The following is a 16,108-nucleotide window of genomic DNA, read 5'->3' on the forward strand; positions in this document are numbered from 1 at the left end:
GAAGGAACCCCAAGCATGGCCCACCGCGCCTCACCCGCGACACCGAGTGCGCCCATGCCCGACACATTGCTTGACCCGATCACCCTTGGGGACGTGCTCCGGGTGGCTTCGGCCTCGGACTACGCCCGCTGGGAGGACCAGATCCGCCGCACCGGCGGCTGCTCCGACCCGATCCACCTCACCGGCTGGGTCCTCCACAAGGACAAGACCAGCGGCGAGACCCTGCACCACTACTCCACAGAGAAGGAGCCGGGCGGACGCCTCCGCCTTGCCTGCGGCAACCGCCGCGCGTCCCGCTGCCCGTCCTGCGCCTGGACCTACGCGGGCGACACGTACCACCTGATCCGCGTCGGCCTGGCCGGGGACGACCGCCGCGACATCCCCGCCACCGTCCGCGATCACCCGCGCGTCTTCGCCACCCTCACGGCCCCCTCGTTCGGGCCGGTCCACAACCGTCCCGACGACGGCTCCTGCCGCTGCGGCACCGCGCACGCGCCCGACGCCCCGGAACTGGGCACCGCCCTCGACCCGGACACCTACGACTACGCGGGCGCCGTGCTGTTCAACAACCACGCCGGACAGCTCTGGCAGCGCTTCACCACCCGACTCCGCCGCGAACTCGCCGCCCGCGCCGGCCTGCCTCGCCGGGAACTCGCCGAACACCTTCGCGTCTCGTACGGCAAGGTCGCCGAGTTCCAGAAGCGTGGTGCCCTGCACTTCCACGCCGTCGTACGCCTCGACGGCCCGGAGGGGCCCGGGACGCCACCGCCCGCCTGGGCCACGGTGAACCTCCTCACGGACGCGATTCACGCCGCCGCAGCTCACTCGTACACATCGGTCTCGGTCCCGGCTGCCGGTGACGAGCCCGCCCGTACCTTCCGCTGGGGCCGACAGCTCGACGTCCGCCCGGTCAAGGCCTTCGGCGACGGCTCCGACATCACCGAACAGGCCGTCGCCTCGTACGTGGCCAAGTACGCCACCAAGGCCGCCGAGAACACCGGCACCCTGGACCGCCGCATCGGCGAAGTCGCCGAACTCGACCGCCACCAGGTCCCGGACCACACCCGACGGCTCATCACCGCGTGCCGCGACCTGGACAGCCTGTACCCGGACCGGCGCCTCTGGGCCTGGGCGCACATGCTCGGTTTCCGCGGCCACTTCTCGTCCAAGTCGCGCACCTACTCCACCACTCTCGGCGCCCTCCGCCAGGAACGCGCCGACTACCGCGCAGCCCAAGAGGCAGCCGTCCTCGGCCTCGACGACCGCGAGCCGGACACCGTCCTCGTCCTGGCGGACTGGCAGTACGCCGGCCACGGCCACACGCCGGGTGAGGCCGCTCTCGCCGCGACCATCGCCCGTGACCTCCAGACCAACCGGGAGACCGCGCGCGACGCCCTCCTGAGCGAAGGGAGCACGGAATGACCACGGCCATCCGGTCGCGACGCACCATGCTCACCCTCGCGGAGGTCTGCGAGGAACTGGCCGTCTCGCGCTCGACCTTCTACGACTGGCGGGCCAAGCGCCGTGCGCCGCGCTGCATCAAGCTCCCGAACGGCGACCTCCGGATCCGGCGGAGCGACCTCGATCACTGGCTCGACGACTGCGAGGACGCCGCCTGATGGAGACGACGTACGACGTGAAGATCTACAAGATCCTCACCTACAAGGGCGCCCGGAAGACCACGTACACCGTGCGCTGGACGGTCGCGGACAAGCGCTGGCGTGAGCCCTTCAACACCGTCGCGCTCGCCGAGGGCTTCCGTTCAGAACTCATCCGGGCCACGGGCAAGGGCGAGGCCTTCGTCGTCGCCACGGGTCTCCCGGTGTCCCATCGCTCCAAGTCGGCTGCCATGAGGTGGTACAGGTTCGCCGTCGAGTACGTGGACGCCCGTTGGCCTCAACTCGGCGGCAACAGCCGCAAGAACATCGCGAAGACCCTGACCGCGACCACCATCGCCCTGCTGCGGGCCAAGCCCACCCAGTTCGCACCTGCGGCCGTGCGCACTGCTCTGCGTGAGTGGGCGTTCAACACGAACCGACGCCCGGACGCGCCCCGAGACGTGGTGGCCATCCTCAAATGGGTCGAGCGGAATTCCCTGCCCGTCTCGGCCTGGGAGGACCCGGAGAAGGTCGACCAGGTCCTGCAGGCCATCGACACCCGCCTCGACGGCAAGCAAGCGGCGGCCTGGTCCCGGAAGCGCAACCGCCGGATCCTCAACGTCGCCATGAAGTACGCGCTTCGGCGGCGCATCCTGCGGACCAATCCCCTCCCGAAGGGCAAGGAGTCGACGGCCGCCACGAAGACCACTAACGCCGTGGACAAGCGGTCCTTGCTCAACCCCGAGCAGGCGGCGGCAATCCTCGACTGGATACGGCGACGGCCGCGCGGCGGTAAGCGGCTCCATGCCTTCTTCGCCACGCTGTACTACTGCGGCCCACGGCCCGAGGAAGCCGTAGCCATGCGCGTGGAGGACGTGACCCTGCCCGAGCCCTACGCCGACGACCAGTGGTGCGAGCTGCTGATCCACACGGCGACGCCGGAGGTCGGGAAGCAGTGGACCGACACGGGGGAGATCCACGAACAACGCGACCTGAAGGGCCGTGCGGAGGGTGAGACGCGCACTGTGCCGGGGCATCCGGCCCTGACGCGCATCCTTCGGCAACACATCGCGGACGAACAGCTGAAGCCAGGCGATCTGCTCTTTCAGGGGGAGTCCGGTGGCATCCTCGCCGGCTCTGTCATCCGTCGGGCATGGCGCAGCGCACGTAAGGCCGTCCTGCCCCCGCACGTCTTCGAGTCGCCCACCGGGCGGCGGGTGTACGACAACCGGAACACGCGCCTGACGAAGTGGCTCAACGACGGCATCCCGCCCGCCCAGGTGGCGGAGTGGGCCGGGAACAGCGTCGCCGTGCCGCTGGCTACCTACGCCCGCTGCATCGACGGGCAGCTGCCGGACCTGAAACGGCGATTGGAAGCCGCGGGAGACCTCCCTGAGTCGGAGGTGCCGGGTGTTGGCTGATCTTCTTCCGGTCGAGAACTTCGACACGTATTCGACACGGCCACCCGCGAAAACCCGGTGACAGCCGGACAGCCCCGGAGTCTGCCCTTGATCATCAAGAGGGCGTCCGGGGCTTCGTCGTGATCAGTGACACCCGCCCTGACCAGCAAAAAGCCCTCCCGACGGGAGGGCTGAGGCTGTGCGCCCCCGGCAGGACTCGAACCTGCGGCCAAGCGCTTAGAAGGCGCCTGCTCTATCCACTGAGCTACGGGGGCCTGGTGGCGGGACCAAGGATAAAGCTCCCTGCTCCTCGACCTTGCCGCTTCGCCTCCGTGGCTCGATGTGGAGGTTTGGTGAAGCGGTCCCGATAATCGCAGGCAGGTACGAATCGTGCACCGCTTTTGACCTCCGGCGCACCGGGTGTTGTGCACTCGTTATGCCTGGGCCGTTCCTGTGTCCCAGTCGTCCCTTGCATCCTTTCTGTCCCGTCGGCGCGCAGACATGTCTATATGCTTCAGAATCACCATAAAATTGGGCATTCTTCGCATGTGGTGACCTTGGACGTTCGGCCTCAGCTGCTCGACACACTCTCTGCACTGCGCGACCGTGTCGCCGCCGCACGCTTTCCGCTGCCCCTGCCCGGGGCGCCACGCGCGCGTGCCAACCGCGACGAACTCCTCGCGCAGCTCGACGACTACCTGGTACCCCGCCTGCGGGAGCCCGACGCGCCGCTGCTGGCCGTCGTCGGTGGGTCCACCGGTGCCGGCAAGTCGACGCTCGTCAACTCGCTCGTCGGCCGCCGGGTGAGCGAGGCGGGCGTACTGCGGCCGACCACGCGGACCCCGGTGCTTGTCTGCCATCCGGAGGACCATCACTGGTTCAGCGACACGCGCGTGCTGCCCGACCTCGCGCGCGTGTGGGCCCCCCAGGAGGACCCCGACGAACTCCTCATGACCGGCGAGCCCCCCACGCGCGTGCTGCGCGTCGAGACGGCCGACACCGTCCCGCGCGGACTCGCCCTCCTCGACGCCCCCGACATCGACTCCCTGATCGCCGACAACCGAGTCCTCGCCGCCGAGCTGATCTGTGCTGCCGACATCTGGATCATGGTCACCACGGCAGCCCGGTACGCCGACGCCGTCCCCTGGCAGCTGCTGCGCACCGCCAAGGAGTACGACGCCACCCTCGTGACCGTCCTGGACCGGGTTCCCCACCAGGTCGTCTCCGAGGTCTCCCGGCAGTACGGCGCCCTGCTCACCAAGGCCGGGCTCGGCGACGTACCCCGCTTCACCGTGCCCGAGCTGCCCGAGTCCGCCTGGGGCGCCGGTCTGCTGCCCGCCACCGCCGTGGCGCCGCTGAAGAACTGGCTCGCGTACCACGCCCAAGACCCCTCCGCCAGGGAGCAGGCCATGACCCGTACGGCCCATGGTCTCCTCGACTCGCTCAAGTCCCGCATGCCCGAGCTGGCCAGCGCCGCCGCCGCCCAGCACGCCGCCGCACTCCGGCTCACCTCCGCCGTGGACACCGCCTACGACAGCGAGCACGCGCGCGTGCGCGGCCGGCTCCAGTCCGGCGCCGTACTCGCCGGAGACGCCCTCAAACGCTGGCGGGCCTTCCCCCTGGACTGCACCCCCGGCGAACTCCTCGACGCGCTCGTGGAAAGTCTGGCCGCCCTGCTGCTGTGCTCGGTCACCGCCGCGGACGAGCGCGTCGACGAGGCCTGGCGGAGCGAGCCGGCCGGAGCCGACCCGGCCCTCGCCGCCGGCGAGTCGTCCACGGAAAGCACCGAACACCGCATCGGTGTCGCCGTACGGCGCTGGCGGCGCGAGCTGGAGGAATACGCCGAGGACGAGGCGCGTGAGCTGGAACGCACCACGCCGCTCGACCCGGAGGCCGTCGCCGCCCTGGTCGCCACCGCGCTGCTCGGCGGGCGCCGGACGCGCAGCGCGGGCGAGGGGCTCGCGCAGCGGATCGGGGCGCACGGCGCGCTGCGGCTGCGCGACCGGGCCGGGCGGCTGCTCAACGAGCACGTGGACCGCGTCATGCACACCGAACGCGAGCGGCGCCTGGCCCCGCTCGAAGCCCTGGACGTCAATCCGGAGCCCCAGGCCGCACTCATCGCCGCGCTGTCCGTACTGCAGAAGGAGAGGTGACCGGTGACCGCCGTCACTGACCAGGACCACACGGATCACATCGACCACTTGAGGCACGTGGGACGCATGAGAGACATGGAGCACGGCAGCCACGGCGACACCTGTACCGGACAAGTGGAACACGGCGGTCGCCTGGAGTCTGGGCTCGGGGAGCGTGTGGAGCCCATGGACCGGGTCGAGCACGTCGAGCGCCTGGAGCGCGTGGAGCCCATGGACCGGCTCGAGCACGTCGATCGTACGGAGCGCATGGAGCACATCGATCGCCTGGAGCACATCGATCGCGTGGAGTGCCTGGAGCGTATGCATCGCGCGGAGTACAGCGCAGCCATGGCCGAGCGTGCAGCGCGTCTTCGGGGTGGCGCGAACGGGGTGGACGGCGGCGGCGGGGCGGTCGATGCCGGCGCCGGCATTGCGGCCGCCTCCGACACGGCCGATGCCTGCGACGCCCGCGACGCCTCCGGGACCGCCGACCTCTCCTACGCCCGCGACGCCTCCGGCAGTGCTGGTGTCGCCGGACCCGCCGCCCGCTCCGACGAGGCAGACACCGACAGCGGGCAGGAGGAGGGCGGGGACGTCGCCGCCGCGGGCCCCGAGAACCCGTCGAGCGAGCAGCACGCCCGCGTGCGCCACGAGGACCGGGCTGAGGGCTCTGACGAGGGCGACGACAACCCGGGCGGCGAGAACCGGGACCAGCAGCGGGGGAAGTACACCGACACCGCAGGCGCCGCACAGCTCTGTCTGCCGCGGCCGCTCCCGCAGCCGACAGCGGAAGCCGACACCCCCGGAGTCCCGAAAGCCACCAACCCCCCGGCCGAACCGGCCCCCATCACCAGGCCAGTACCCTCACTGCCGCCCATTCCGCCGATCCCGCCCATGCCCACCTTCCTGCCGAGCCCCGTGTCCCGCGCCATCGCGGACACGGACGCCGCCGCCCGCAGGTCCCCCAAGGCGGCGGAACCTTCGGCATCGTCGGAGTCCTCGAAGCCGCCGTCCCCCGACTCCTCCGGCTCCTCCGACTCCTCCGGGCCCTGGGACGACGGACTCATCGCCCGGCGCGTCACGGAGGCGACGGCCGCCGCCCTCGCCGCCGAACGCGCCTCCACCCTGGACAGCGGCGGCCGCGGCCCCGGCAGCCAGACGCCGCCGCCCCTGGCGTACGACGGCCAACTGCGCTCCCGGCTGGACGCCCTGCGCGAGCTGGTCGGGCTCTCCCGGACCCGCGTGGAGAGCCATACCCTCGCCGAAGCGAGCCGGGTGCTGGACGAGGCGGCGGCCCGCCGGAAGCTCTCCGGCCGGCACACCGTCGTGGCCATCGCGGGCGCCACCGGCAGCGGCAAGTCGCAGCTGTTCAACGCCCTTGCCGGAGTGGCCATTTCGGAGACCGGTGTACGACGTCCGACCACGGCCGCCCCCATCGCGTGCAGCTGGAGCGACGGCGCGGCGAGCCTCATCGACCGGCTCGGCATCCCGGGCCGGCTGCGCCGCCGTCCGCTGCAGAGTCCCGAGGCCGAGGCGCAGTTGCGCGGGCTCGTCCTCGTCGACCTGCCTGATCACGACTCCGCCGCCCTGGAGCACCGTAAGCAGGTCGACCGGATCCTGAAGCTGGTCGACGCGGTGATCTGGGTGGTCGACCCGGAGAAGTACGCCGACGCCGTGCTGCACGAGCGCTATCTGCGGCCCATGGCCGGCCACGCGGAGGTCATGTTCGTCGTCCTCAACCAGGTCGACCGGCTGCCCGAGGACGCCGCCGACCAGGTCCTGGACGATCTGCGCCGGCTGCTGGACGAGGACGGGATCGCGCTCGGCGAGTACGGCGAACCGGGCGCCACCGTGCTCGCCCTGTCCGCGCTCACCGGTGACGGCGTCGGGGAACTGCGCGAGGTGCTCGGCCAGTTCGTGGCGGAGCGCGGCGCGGCGGCCCGCCGGGTGTCGGCCGACGTGGACGCCACGGCGGTGGACCTGCGGCCCGTGTACGCCACGGGCCGGCGCGTCGGTCTCAGCGAGGAGGCGCGCGAGGAGTTCGCCGCGCGGCTCGCGGACGCGGTGGGCGCCACCGCGGCGGGCGAGGCCGCCGAGCGTGCCTGGCTGCGCAACGCCAACCGGGCCTGCGGCACACCCTGGCTGCGGCTGTGGCGCTGGTACCAGTGCCGCGGCGAGTCCACCACGGGCCGCATCCCGGTGCGCACGGCCCAGCCCGACGAGGAGGCCACGGCTCGCCAGCGCGTGGAACAGGCGGTCCGTACGGTGGCCGACCGGGCCTCGGCCGGGCTGCCGACGCCGTGGGCGCAGGCGGTGCGCGAGGCGGCCGTACGCGGGTCGCAGGGGCTGTCCGAAGCGCTGGACGAGCTGGCGGCGCGGGCCGGACTGCCGCCGGGCCGGCCGCCGCGGCCCGGGTGGTGGCCCGCCGCGGTGCTGGTCCAGGCGGCGATGACCCTGCTGCAGGTCATGGGCGGCCTGTGGCTGTTCGGCCAGATCATCGGGGTCATGGCGCCCAACCTCTGGGTTCCGGTGCTGCTGATGGTGTGCGGGATCGTCGGCGGGCCGCTGGTGGAGTGGGGGTGCCGGATGGCGGCGAGAGGCCCGGCCCGGCGCTACGGCCAGGAGGCGGAACGCCGCCTCCGGGAGGCGGCCGCCGGCTGCGGCCGGGCCCGGGTGCTCGATCCGGTGGCGGCGGAACTCTTGCGGTACCGGGAGGTGCGGGAGCAGTACGGGCGCGTCGCGCGGCGCGGGGCCGGAGTGGGGTGAGAGCCGGAACGCGCGAGACGTGAGCGCGAGGGGCCTCGGGTGTTCCCGGGGCCCCTCGGCGGTTTTCCGGGGGTGAGGGGGTCGCCGTGAGCGAGGGTCACTCATGCGAGCGGGGGTCACTCATGCGAGGGGGCTCACTCATGCGAGTGGCGGGGTTTTCCACAGGTGGGGTGGTCGTCCACAGCGCTCAGCGGGCCTGGCCGGGCGGAGGCAGTCTGGGGTCGCGGCGATCGCACGGCGGTCCGGCCGGAGGTGCGGCGGACGGTGCGCGCGATCGGCGCGAGGTGCGGGCACGTACGCCGGTCGTACGCGCCCCACGGCAGACACGCATGACAGACCAACGCGGCAGAACGTGACAGACACACACGACAGACACGGCCGTACGGGAGGGGCCCGTGCGCGTGTCCGCCCGGCCGGAAGGGGCCGGGCGGGGGAGGGGAGCGAGACCATGAACGAGACCATCGTGTGCGTGGTGGGCAACGTGGCGACCCAGCCGGTGTACCGGGAGTCGGCGGCGGGTCCGTCGGCCCGGTTCCGGCTGGCGGCGACCGCGCGCTACTGGGACCGGGAGAAGAACGCCTGGACGGACGGGCACACCAACTTCTTCACCGTCTGGGCCAACCGTCAGCTCGCGGTGAACGTGGCCGCGTGTGTGGAGGTGGGCCAGCCGGTCGTCGTACAGGGCCGGCTGAAGGTGCGCACGGAGGTGCGCGACGGGCAGCAGCAGTGGGCCTCCGCCGACATCGACGCCGTGGCGATCGGCCACGACCTCTCACGCGGTACGGCCGCCTTCCAGCGCTCGGCCAAACCGGAGGCACCGCCGACGGCGACCCGGCCGGAACCGAACTGGGAGACACCGCGTCCCACCGACACCCCGGACGAGGGCAGCGACGCGCCTCAACTGGCGGCGGAACCAGTAGCGGTGACATGACATCAGCATCCGGTTCCGCAACGGCGCGGCGGCGTCGGCCGGTGCCCGTCCGGTTGCCCAACACCCCGTACGAACCGGTTGATTTGTCGATATGCCCAGCTCATGGACGGTCCCGGCGATAACGATTACGGATCGGATCGCCCATCGGATCATCCGACCGGCAGGAGAGGCTCCGGCTGATCCATAGGATGCCGGGCGTGCCCCCAGGGGCCGCCGATTCTGCTGGTGGGACCGTCCCCCACGTCCAACGGGTCCTGCTCGAAGGGGAATTCTGTGCTTGCTGCGTTCTGTGGGTTCCGCCGTTCCACCGGAGCGGCCCGCCTGTCCGCCGCCACGACGGTGACCGGCCTGGTGGCCGCCGGTGTGCTGTCCGGCGCCGGTGCGGCCGTGGCCGACGGGACCGACGGGATACCGCAGACCCAGGGCGGGGCGACGGCCACGATCGACGGCCTGAAGACCTACGGCGAGGCAGTGATCCACGAGGACGGCGGCGACCAGCGCGTGGAGGCGGGCCTGTTCGAGATGTCCGTCGACGGCGGCGGCACCCTCCAGACGTACTGCGTCGACCTCCACAACCCCACCCAGCGCGACGCCCCCTACCAGGAGACGCCCTGGAGCGGCACCTCGCTGGGCGGCAACAAGGACGCCGGCCGGATCCGCTGGATCCTGCAGAACTCCTATCCCCAGGTCAACGACCTCGCCGCGCTCGCCCGCCGGGCCGGCGCCGGCACCCTGACCGAGCAGGACGCGGCGGCCGGCACCCAGGTGGCCATCTGGCGCTACTCCGACCACGCGAAGGTCGACGCCGTCGACCCGCAGGCCGAGAAGCTCGCCGCCTATCTGCAGAAGAGCGCCCGCGACCTGGGTGAACCGCAGGCCTCGCTGACCCTGGACCCGCCGGCGGTCTCCGGCCGGCCGGGGGAGCTGCTGGGCCCGGTGACCGTGCACACCAACGCGGACACGGTCTCGGTGAGTCCGCCGCCGGACGCGGCCACCAGCGGGGTACGGATCACCGACAGGACCGGCAAGGCGATCACGTCCGCGCAGGACGGCACCCGGCTGTACTTCGCCGTTCCGGAGGAGGGATCCGGGGGCCCCTCCCACGCTTTCGGCAGTGGGGGAGGAACGGCGCAGCTGACCGTGCAGGCGTCGACCACGGTGCCGGTGGGCCGCGCGTTTGCCTCCGACAGCCGCAGCCAGACCCAGATCCTGGCCGGCTCCAGCGAGTCCACGGTCTCCGCGACCGCGACCGCCACCTGGGCTGCCGAGGGCGCCATACCGGCGGTGTCGGCCCGCAGGAACTGCGCCAAGGGCAGCCTGGACATCTTCGCGGCCAACAAGGGCGACAAGCCCTTCACCTTCGAGCTGATGGGCGCCGAGCACACCATCCCCGCGGGCACCTCCCGCACGGTGACCGTCCCGCTCCAGGAGGACCAGGCCTACGACTTCACGATCACCGGACCCCACGGCTTCAGCCACCGCTTCACCGGCGTCCTCGACTGCAGGACCCAGGGCGCGATCACCACGGAGTCGGCCCGGATCCACAACGAACCCAGCCCCGCCTCGGTCGGCGGCACCACCGCCCCTGGCACCAACCTCGCCGCGACCGGCGGCTCCGCGATCACCCCGCTGATCGCGGGCGTGGCCATCGGCTTCGTGGTGATCGGCGGTGCGGTCCTGGTCCTCCTGCGCAAGCGCGAACAGGCCGACGGCTGAAAGCCCGGTTCACCGTCGGCCGGTCAGGAAGGCGCGCCCGCCAGGACGTCCACCTTCCCGGTGTCGAGGGAGTAGTAGGCGCCGACCACGGCGAGGCTGCCCCTTCTCACGAGTGGGGCCAGGTCCTGGTTGGAGCGCAGGTCGGCCGCGGTCAGCTTGGCCTGCGCGCGGGCCATGGTCTCGACCGGGTCGGCACCGCCCTCCTTGGCCGCCTGTTCGTACGCCGGACGCAGGGCCTTGGCGATCGCATCGAGGTTGCCGGGCAGCGGCTCGCCGCCTTGGAGAGACTTGTACGCCGCCTCGACGGCTCCGCACCGCTGATGCCCGAGGACCACGATGAGCGGAGTGCCACTCGTCATGGGCCCGTACTCCACGGAACCCGTGACCACCGGCCCGACCGCCTCTCCTCCTGTGCGCATCACGTACAGGTCGCCCAGCCCGGTGTCGAAGAGAAGTTCCGGCGGCACCCGGGAGTCGATGCAGGAAAGGACCGCCCCGAACGGCTTCTGCCCCTGGGCTACGAACTGGCGCCGGTTCGGATCCCGGTCGGGGTGTCGAAGGTCTCCGCTCACCCACCGCTTGTTGCCATCCATCAGCCTCGCGAATGCCGCGGCGGGCGTTGTCGGGCTCACTTCCGGTGAAGCACTGGCGGCCAACGGGATGGCACTCGTCGACGAGCACCCCGCAAGCGCGGCCGTGGAGAATGCGAGTCCTCCAGCCAGCAGAGCCCTGCGATTCGGGTGTTCCGCTGCGGCCATCGGTCGTTCCCCTCACTCCGCCCGGACGCGTACGTACGCCATGCCCAGGCGATTGTTCTGCGCGGCGCGGAAGCCGGACCGCAGGCACGAGCAGGCGAAGGCCGCTTTCCCGCGGTCGGCCCACAGCGTCCGTCCCGGCGGCCGCGTGAACCGCTTCTGTGTCAGGCCGACGGCGGACACCGGCACCGCACGGCAGGCTCAAAGCCCGCGGGAGAGATCTCGGACCGGCACACCGAGGTGCGCCGGCATCGTCCTGCGAGTGGCGGGCGGCTGACGAGTGATCGCCGCTGGGGCGTCCCTGAGCCGTGCGAGCCTGCCCGAGCCGGCCGACATCGGCCGACGGTGACGGACGAGCGCAGCCCGTAGCAGCGAAACCCCCAGGTCAGCGCCCCTCGACCCAACGGGTTTCCGCCCAGGGGTGGCCGTACGGCAAGATGGGGTGTATCTGCCCACTGCCAGATTTCAAGCTGCCGGACGGTTTCTCTTGGCTGAGTTCATTTACACCATGCGCAAGGCGCGCAAAGCGCACGGCGACAAGGTGATCCTCGACGACGTCACCCTGAGCTTCCTGCCGGGAGCGAAGATCGGTGTCGTCGGCCCGAACGGTGCCGGTAAGTCGACCGTGCTGAAGATCATGGCGGGGCTCGAGCAGCCGTCGAACGGCGATGCGTTCCTCTCCCCGGGCTACAGCGTCGGCATCCTGCTGCAGGAGCCCCCGCTGAACGAGGAGAAGACCGTCCTGGAGAACGTCCAGGAGGGTGTCGCCGAGATCAAGGGCAAGCTCGACCGGTTCAACGAGATCGCCGAGCTGATGGCGACCGACTACTCCGACGCGCTGCTCGACGAGATGGGCAAGCTCCAGGAGGAGCTGGACCACGCCAACGCGTGGGACCTGGACGCCCAGCTCGAGCAGGCCATGGACGCCCTCGGCTGCCCGCCCGGCGACTGGCCCGTCACCAACCTCTCCGGTGGTGAGAAGCGCCGCGTCGCGCTCTGCAAGCTGCTGCTGGAGGCCCCCGACCTGCTGCTGCTCGACGAGCCCACCAACCACCTGGATGCCGAGTCCGTGAACTGGCTGGAGCAGCACCTGGCCAAGTACGCGGGCACCGTCGTCGCCATCACCCACGACCGGTACTTCCTGGACAACGTGGCCGAGTGGATTCTCGAGCTCGACCGCGGCCGCGCCTACCCCTACCAGGGCAACTACTCCACCTACCTGGAGACCAAGGCCTCCCGCCTCAAGGTCGAGGGCCAGAAGGACGCCAAGCGGCAGAAGCGGCTCAAGGAAGAGCTGGAGTGGGTGCGGTCGAACGCCAAGGGGCGGCAGGCCAAGTCCAAGGCGCGTCTCGCCCGGTACGAGGAGATGGCCGCCGAGGCCGAGAAGATGCGGAAGCTGGACTTCGAGGAGATCCAGATCCCGCCGGGTCCGCGCCTGGGCAACGTCGTCGTCGAGGTCGACAAGCTCAACAAGGCCTTCGGCGAGAAGGTCCTCGTCGACGGCCTCAGCTTCACGCTGCCGCGCAACGGCATCGTGGGCGTCATCGGTCCGAACGGCGCGGGCAAGACCACGCTGTTCAAGATGATCCAGGGCCTGGAGACGCCGGACTCCGGCGACATCAAGGTCGGCGAGACCGTCAAGATCTCCTACGTCGACCAGGGCCGCTCCAACCTCGACCCGAAGAAGACGCTGTGGGAGGTCGTGTCCGACGGGCTCGACTACATCAACGTCGGCCAGGTCGAGATGCCGAGCCGGGCGTACGTGTCCGCCTTCGGCTTCAAGGGCCCGGACCAGCAGAAGCCGACCGGCGTCCTCTCCGGCGGTGAGCGCAACCGCCTCAACCTGGCGCTCACCCTCAAGCAGGGCGGCAACCTGCTGCTCCTCGACGAGCCCACCAACGACCTCGACGTCGAGACCCTCTCCAGCCTGGAGAACGCGCTGCTGGACTTCCCCGGCTGCGCCGTGGTCGTCTCCCACGACCGGTGGTTCCTCGACCGCGTCGCCACGCACATCCTCGCCTACGAGGGCGAGTCGAAGTGGTTCTGGTTCGAGGGCAACTTCGAGTCCTACGAGAAGAACAAGATCGAGCGGCTGGGCCCGGACGCCGCGCGTCCGCACCGCGCCACCTACAAGAAGCTGACCCGGGGCTGATCGGTCTTGCGCCACATCTATCGCTGCCCGCTGCGCTGGTCGGACATGGACGCGTACGGACATGTCAACAACGCGATCTTCCTCCGCTATCTGGAGGAGGCTCGCATCGACTTCCTGTCCCTGCGCGGCAAGGAGTCCAAGCAGGGGTCCGTGGTGGCGCGCCATGAGATCGACTACAAGCGCCAGCTCGTCCACCGACCCACGCCCGTGGACATCGAGCTGTGGGTCACCCAGGTCAGGGCCGCGTCCTTCACCGTCACCTACGAGGTGAAGGACGCGGACGTGATCTACGTCCGGGCCTCCACCGTGGTCGTCCCGTTCGACTTCGAGACGCAGCGGCCACGCCGGCTCACCGCCGAGGAGCGGGAGTTCCTCCAGCGGTACACCGACGACGCGGACGACACCGACGCAGCGGACGACGCCGGCGAGGAGGCCGTCGCCGCATGACCGTGCTGCACCTGGCCGACGAGACGGAGGCGGCCGATCTCGCCGCCTTCCTCTCCCGGCTGCTCCACTACGACCGTGGAGCCGCGGTGCGTCTGCAGGCGGCAGGCACGGCGCTCGCCGTCTTCGGCCGGCCGCCGTCGTTCGAGGTGCTGGCCGTCCGCGCGGTACGGCTGGCGAAGCCCTACGAGAAGGGCCTCGAGGTCACCCTCGACGTGACCGTCTCCGCCGGTGAGTTCCTGGAGTCGGTGGACGAACGGGCGGCCACCGCCACCGTGCCGGCCGCGGTCACCGGTCCGCCGTGGGCCGGTGTGCTGCCGCCGCGCGGCGGCTGGCAGCCCGAGCCGGGGCTGCCCGCGCCGGACGCGCTGCGGGCGACCGTCACCGCGGCGGTCACCGAGTTCCGGTCCCGTACGCAGGAGCTGGCGCCGGACGGCCGTACCCGCGCGGAGCTGGACCGGATCGGGCGGGACATCTGGTCCCGGGAGATCGGGCGGACCGGGCTTACGGTGCGGGCGGTGCACGCGGCCCAGTCCCTGGGCTTCCTGCGGCCGGGCACCGAACCGGCCGACACCGCGCTGTTCTCCTCGGGGGCGTGGCTCAGGCTGCGCACCCCCTACGGCTCCGTCGCCGTACGGCGGACGGGCCTCGGCCCGCTGGGCGTCAGCGTGCGCTGAGCCCAGGTGGCTCCTTCCGGCTCATCCCGTTCCGCTGTTCGTCACTCCGGGGTGTTGATCATCGACGCGGCGGCGTACGTCAGGTAGTTCCACAGCGTCGTCTCGTGCTCCTCGGACAGCCCGAGTTCCTCGACGGCGACCCGCATGTGCCGCAGCCAGGCGTCGTGCGCCGCCCGGTCCACCGTGAACGGGGCGTGCCGCATGCGCAGCCGGGGGTGGCCGCGGTTCTCGCTGTAGGTGGTGGGGCCGCCCCAGTACTGCATCAGGAACAGGGCCAGCCGCTCCTCGGCCGGGCCCAGGTCCTCCTCCGGGTACATCGCCCGCAGCTCCGGGTCCCCGGCCACTCCCTCGTAGAAACGGTGGACCAGCCGGCGGAAGGTCTCCTCCCCGCCGACCTGCTCGTAGAAGGTCTGCTCCTGCAGCGTGCCGCGCCGAATCTCATTCACCCGTCCATGGTCTCAGACCGGGTGACCCAGGACTCAAGGCCTAGGACCCGCGGTCCGGCTCCGCCCGGCTCGGGCCTGTCGGGGAGCCGCTCGCCCCTACTGTGGACCCATGGGTGCCTACGACGCCGAGATCGACCGCCTGGCCGCCGCCGCGCGGGACGCGCTGGTGCGGGAGATCGACGCCGAGGGAGCCTGGGCCGGGGACCCGGTGTGGCGGGAGGCGTTCGCGGCGGTGCCCCGGCACCTGTTCGTGCCGTACTACTACGTCGCCGGACCGCGCGGCTACGAGCGCCGCTGGGGCGAGAGTCCCGACCGGGAGGCCCGCGAGCGCTGGGTGCGCGGCGTCTACGAGGACGTTCCGCTGGCCACCCGGCTGCGCGACGGCGAGCTGGTCTCCTCCAGCAGTCAACCCTCCCTGATGGCGCGGATGCTGGCCGCGCTGGAGGTCGAGGACGCAGACCGGGTCCTGGAGGTGGGCGCCGGCACCGGCTACAACGCGGCGCTGCTCGCCCACCGGCTCGGCGACGGCGACCTCGTCACCACCGTCGATCTGGAACCGGAGATCACCGAGTCGGCCCGCCGGCACCTGGAAGCGGCCGGATACCGCCCGGCCGTCGTCACCGGCGACGGCGCGCGCGGTGTGCCCGAACGCGCCCCGTTCGACCGGATCATCGCCACCTGTGAGCTGCCCACGGTCCCGCGTGCCTGGCTCGCCCAGTGCCGCGCCGGCGCCCGCATCCTGACGCCGCTGGCCACCGGCCTGCTCGCGCTGACGGTGCGCGACGCGGCCCACGGCGAGGGCCGTTTCCTGTCCACGCCCGCCTACTTCGTGCCGCTGCGCGGTGAGGGCAGGCCGGATCCGGAGGGCGTGTCGCTCGCCGGGCTGCCGGGCCGGGCCCGCGAGCAGGAGACGCTCCGCTTCCTGCTCGGGCTGACCCGGGGCATCCTCGATCCGCAGGAGGCCTGCGCGCTGTGGGAGCGCGAGGGCATGCCGGAGCGCGAGCGGTACGGCGTCACGGTCGACGGCGAGCACGCCTGGGCGTGGCTGGACGAGCCGAAGGGGCCGTACGCCTGGCCCCTCCGGTGACCGT

At 71.5% G+C, this 16,108-nt stretch carries 13 protein-coding genes and 1 tRNA gene; 11 read left to right on the forward strand and 3 right to left on the reverse strand.

The window, feature by feature from the left end; all coding sequences use genetic code 11:
• Nucleotides 1-54 precede the first annotated feature (54 nt).
• From repSA to ABT288_RS20135, 3 genes are read left to right on the forward strand one after another with little or no spacing between them, the layout of a single operon-like run.
• Nucleotides 55-1,422, forward strand: a complete 1,368-nt coding sequence (repSA, locus tag ABT288_RS20125) for a replication initiator protein RepSA (protein WP_351609365.1) — start codon at nucleotides 55-57, stop codon at nucleotides 1,420-1,422.
• Nucleotides 1,419-1,619 (forward strand): helix-turn-helix transcriptional regulator, encoded by a 201-nt coding sequence (locus tag ABT288_RS20130; RefSeq protein WP_351609368.1) that lies wholly within the window; start codon nucleotides 1,419-1,421, stop codon nucleotides 1,617-1,619. Before repSA ends, ABT288_RS20130 begins: the two co-directional genes overlap by 4 nt.
• The gene (locus ABT288_RS20135) at nucleotides 1,619-3,019 is read left to right on the forward strand and encodes a tyrosine-type recombinase/integrase (RefSeq protein ID WP_351609371.1); all 1,401 of its coding nucleotides are present in this window, start codon (nucleotides 1,619-1,621) and stop codon (nucleotides 3,017-3,019) included. Before ABT288_RS20130 ends, ABT288_RS20135 begins: the two co-directional genes overlap by 1 nt.
• A 181-nt stretch (nucleotides 3,020-3,200) precedes the next feature.
• On the opposite strand, the gene ABT288_RS20140 is transcribed toward ABT288_RS20135, so the two are convergent.
• Nucleotides 3,201-3,273 (reverse strand) — tRNA-Arg (locus ABT288_RS20140).
• A 273-nt stretch (nucleotides 3,274-3,546) separates the two neighbouring features.
• Between ABT288_RS20140 and ABT288_RS20145 the strand changes: the two genes are divergently transcribed.
• The 4 genes from ABT288_RS20145 (at nucleotide 3,547) to ABT288_RS20160 (ending at nucleotide 10,543) form a co-directional block, all read left to right on the forward strand.
• A complete protein-coding gene (locus tag ABT288_RS20145) occupies nucleotides 3,547-5,151 on the forward strand; it encodes a dynamin family protein (protein WP_351609374.1) in 1,605 nt (534 codons plus the stop codon).
• Between the two features lie 873 nt (nucleotides 5,152-6,024).
• A complete protein-coding gene (locus tag ABT288_RS20150) occupies nucleotides 6,025-7,896 on the forward strand; it encodes a YfjP family GTPase (RefSeq protein ID WP_451335433.1) in 1,872 nt (623 codons plus the stop codon).
• A 448-nt stretch (nucleotides 7,897-8,344) separates the two neighbouring features.
• The gene (locus ABT288_RS20155) at nucleotides 8,345-8,827 is read left to right on the forward strand and encodes a single-stranded DNA-binding protein (protein WP_351609380.1); all 483 of its coding nucleotides are present in this window, start codon (nucleotides 8,345-8,347) and stop codon (nucleotides 8,825-8,827) included.
• Nucleotides 8,828-9,100: 273 nt separating this feature from the next.
• Nucleotides 9,101-10,543, forward strand: coding sequence for a Cys-Gln thioester bond-forming surface protein (locus ABT288_RS20160; protein WP_351609383.1), 1,443 nt, complete (start codon nucleotides 9,101-9,103; stop codon nucleotides 10,541-10,543).
• A 23-nt stretch (nucleotides 10,544-10,566) separates the two neighbouring features.
• Here ABT288_RS20160 and ABT288_RS20165 read toward each other — a convergent pair whose 3' ends face one another.
• Entirely contained in the window at nucleotides 10,567-11,115 is a 549-nt protein-coding gene (locus ABT288_RS20165) for a carbonic anhydrase (protein WP_351609385.1), read from the reverse strand.
• Between the two features lie 670 nt (nucleotides 11,116-11,785).
• Here ABT288_RS20165 and ettA point away from each other — a divergent pair.
• Genes ettA through ABT288_RS20180 form a run of 3 tightly spaced genes read left to right on the forward strand, consistent with a single transcriptional unit; the run spans nucleotide 11,786 to nucleotide 14,571 of the window.
• Nucleotides 11,786-13,450, forward strand: a complete 1,665-nt coding sequence (gene ettA / locus ABT288_RS20170) for an energy-dependent translational throttle protein EttA (RefSeq protein WP_351609387.1) — start codon at nucleotides 11,786-11,788, stop codon at nucleotides 13,448-13,450.
• 6 nt (nucleotides 13,451-13,456) lie between these two features.
• On the forward strand, nucleotides 13,457-13,897 hold the full coding sequence (locus ABT288_RS20175) for an acyl-CoA thioesterase (protein ID WP_351609390.1): 441 nt from the start codon (nucleotides 13,457-13,459) through the stop codon (nucleotides 13,895-13,897).
• Nucleotides 13,894-14,571, forward strand: coding sequence for a DUF8185 domain-containing protein (locus ABT288_RS20180; RefSeq protein WP_351609393.1), 678 nt, complete (start codon nucleotides 13,894-13,896; stop codon nucleotides 14,569-14,571). Before ABT288_RS20175 ends, ABT288_RS20180 begins: the two co-directional genes overlap by 4 nt.
• Before the next feature lie 41 nt (nucleotides 14,572-14,612).
• Here ABT288_RS20180 and ABT288_RS20185 read toward each other — a convergent pair whose 3' ends face one another.
• The gene (locus ABT288_RS20185; RefSeq protein WP_351609396.1) at nucleotides 14,613-15,017 is read right to left on the reverse strand and encodes a globin; all 405 of its coding nucleotides are present in this window, start codon (nucleotides 15,015-15,017) and stop codon (nucleotides 14,613-14,615) included.
• A 109-nt stretch (nucleotides 15,018-15,126) separates the two neighbouring features.
• Between ABT288_RS20185 and ABT288_RS20190 the strand changes: the two genes are divergently transcribed.
• The gene (locus ABT288_RS20190; RefSeq protein WP_351609399.1) at nucleotides 15,127-16,104 is read left to right on the forward strand and encodes a methyltransferase domain-containing protein; all 978 of its coding nucleotides are present in this window, start codon (nucleotides 15,127-15,129) and stop codon (nucleotides 16,102-16,104) included.
• The last annotated feature ends 4 nt before the right edge of the window (nucleotides 16,105-16,108 follow it).

This window comes from Streptomyces sp. NPDC001093, from assembly GCF_040298985.1.
Lineage (GTDB): Bacteria > Actinomycetota > Actinomycetes > Streptomycetales > Streptomycetaceae > Streptomyces.

What these genes read in the sequence shown, in the direction of transcription:
- repSA (WP_351609365.1), top strand. Translation starts at nt 55, where the DNA reads ATGCCCGACACATTGCTTGACCCGATCACCCTTGGGGACGTGCTCCGG.
- ABT288_RS20130 (WP_351609368.1), top strand. Translation starts at nt 1,419, where the DNA reads ATGACCACGGCCATCCGGTCGCGACGCACCATGCTCACCCTCGCGGAG.
- ABT288_RS20135 (WP_351609371.1), top strand. Translation starts at nt 1,619, where the DNA reads ATGGAGACGACGTACGACGTGAAGATCTACAAGATCCTCACCTACAAG.
- ABT288_RS20150 (WP_451335433.1), top strand. Translation starts at nt 6,025, where the DNA reads ATGCCCACCTTCCTGCCGAGCCCCGTGTCCCGCGCCATCGCGGACACG.
- ABT288_RS20155 (WP_351609380.1), top strand. Translation starts at nt 8,345, where the DNA reads ATGAACGAGACCATCGTGTGCGTGGTGGGCAACGTGGCGACCCAGCCG.
- ABT288_RS20180 (WP_351609393.1), top strand. Translation starts at nt 13,894, where the DNA reads ATGACCGTGCTGCACCTGGCCGACGAGACGGAGGCGGCCGATCTCGCC.
- ABT288_RS20190 (WP_351609399.1), top strand. Translation starts at nt 15,127, where the DNA reads ATGGGTGCCTACGACGCCGAGATCGACCGCCTGGCCGCCGCCGCGCGG.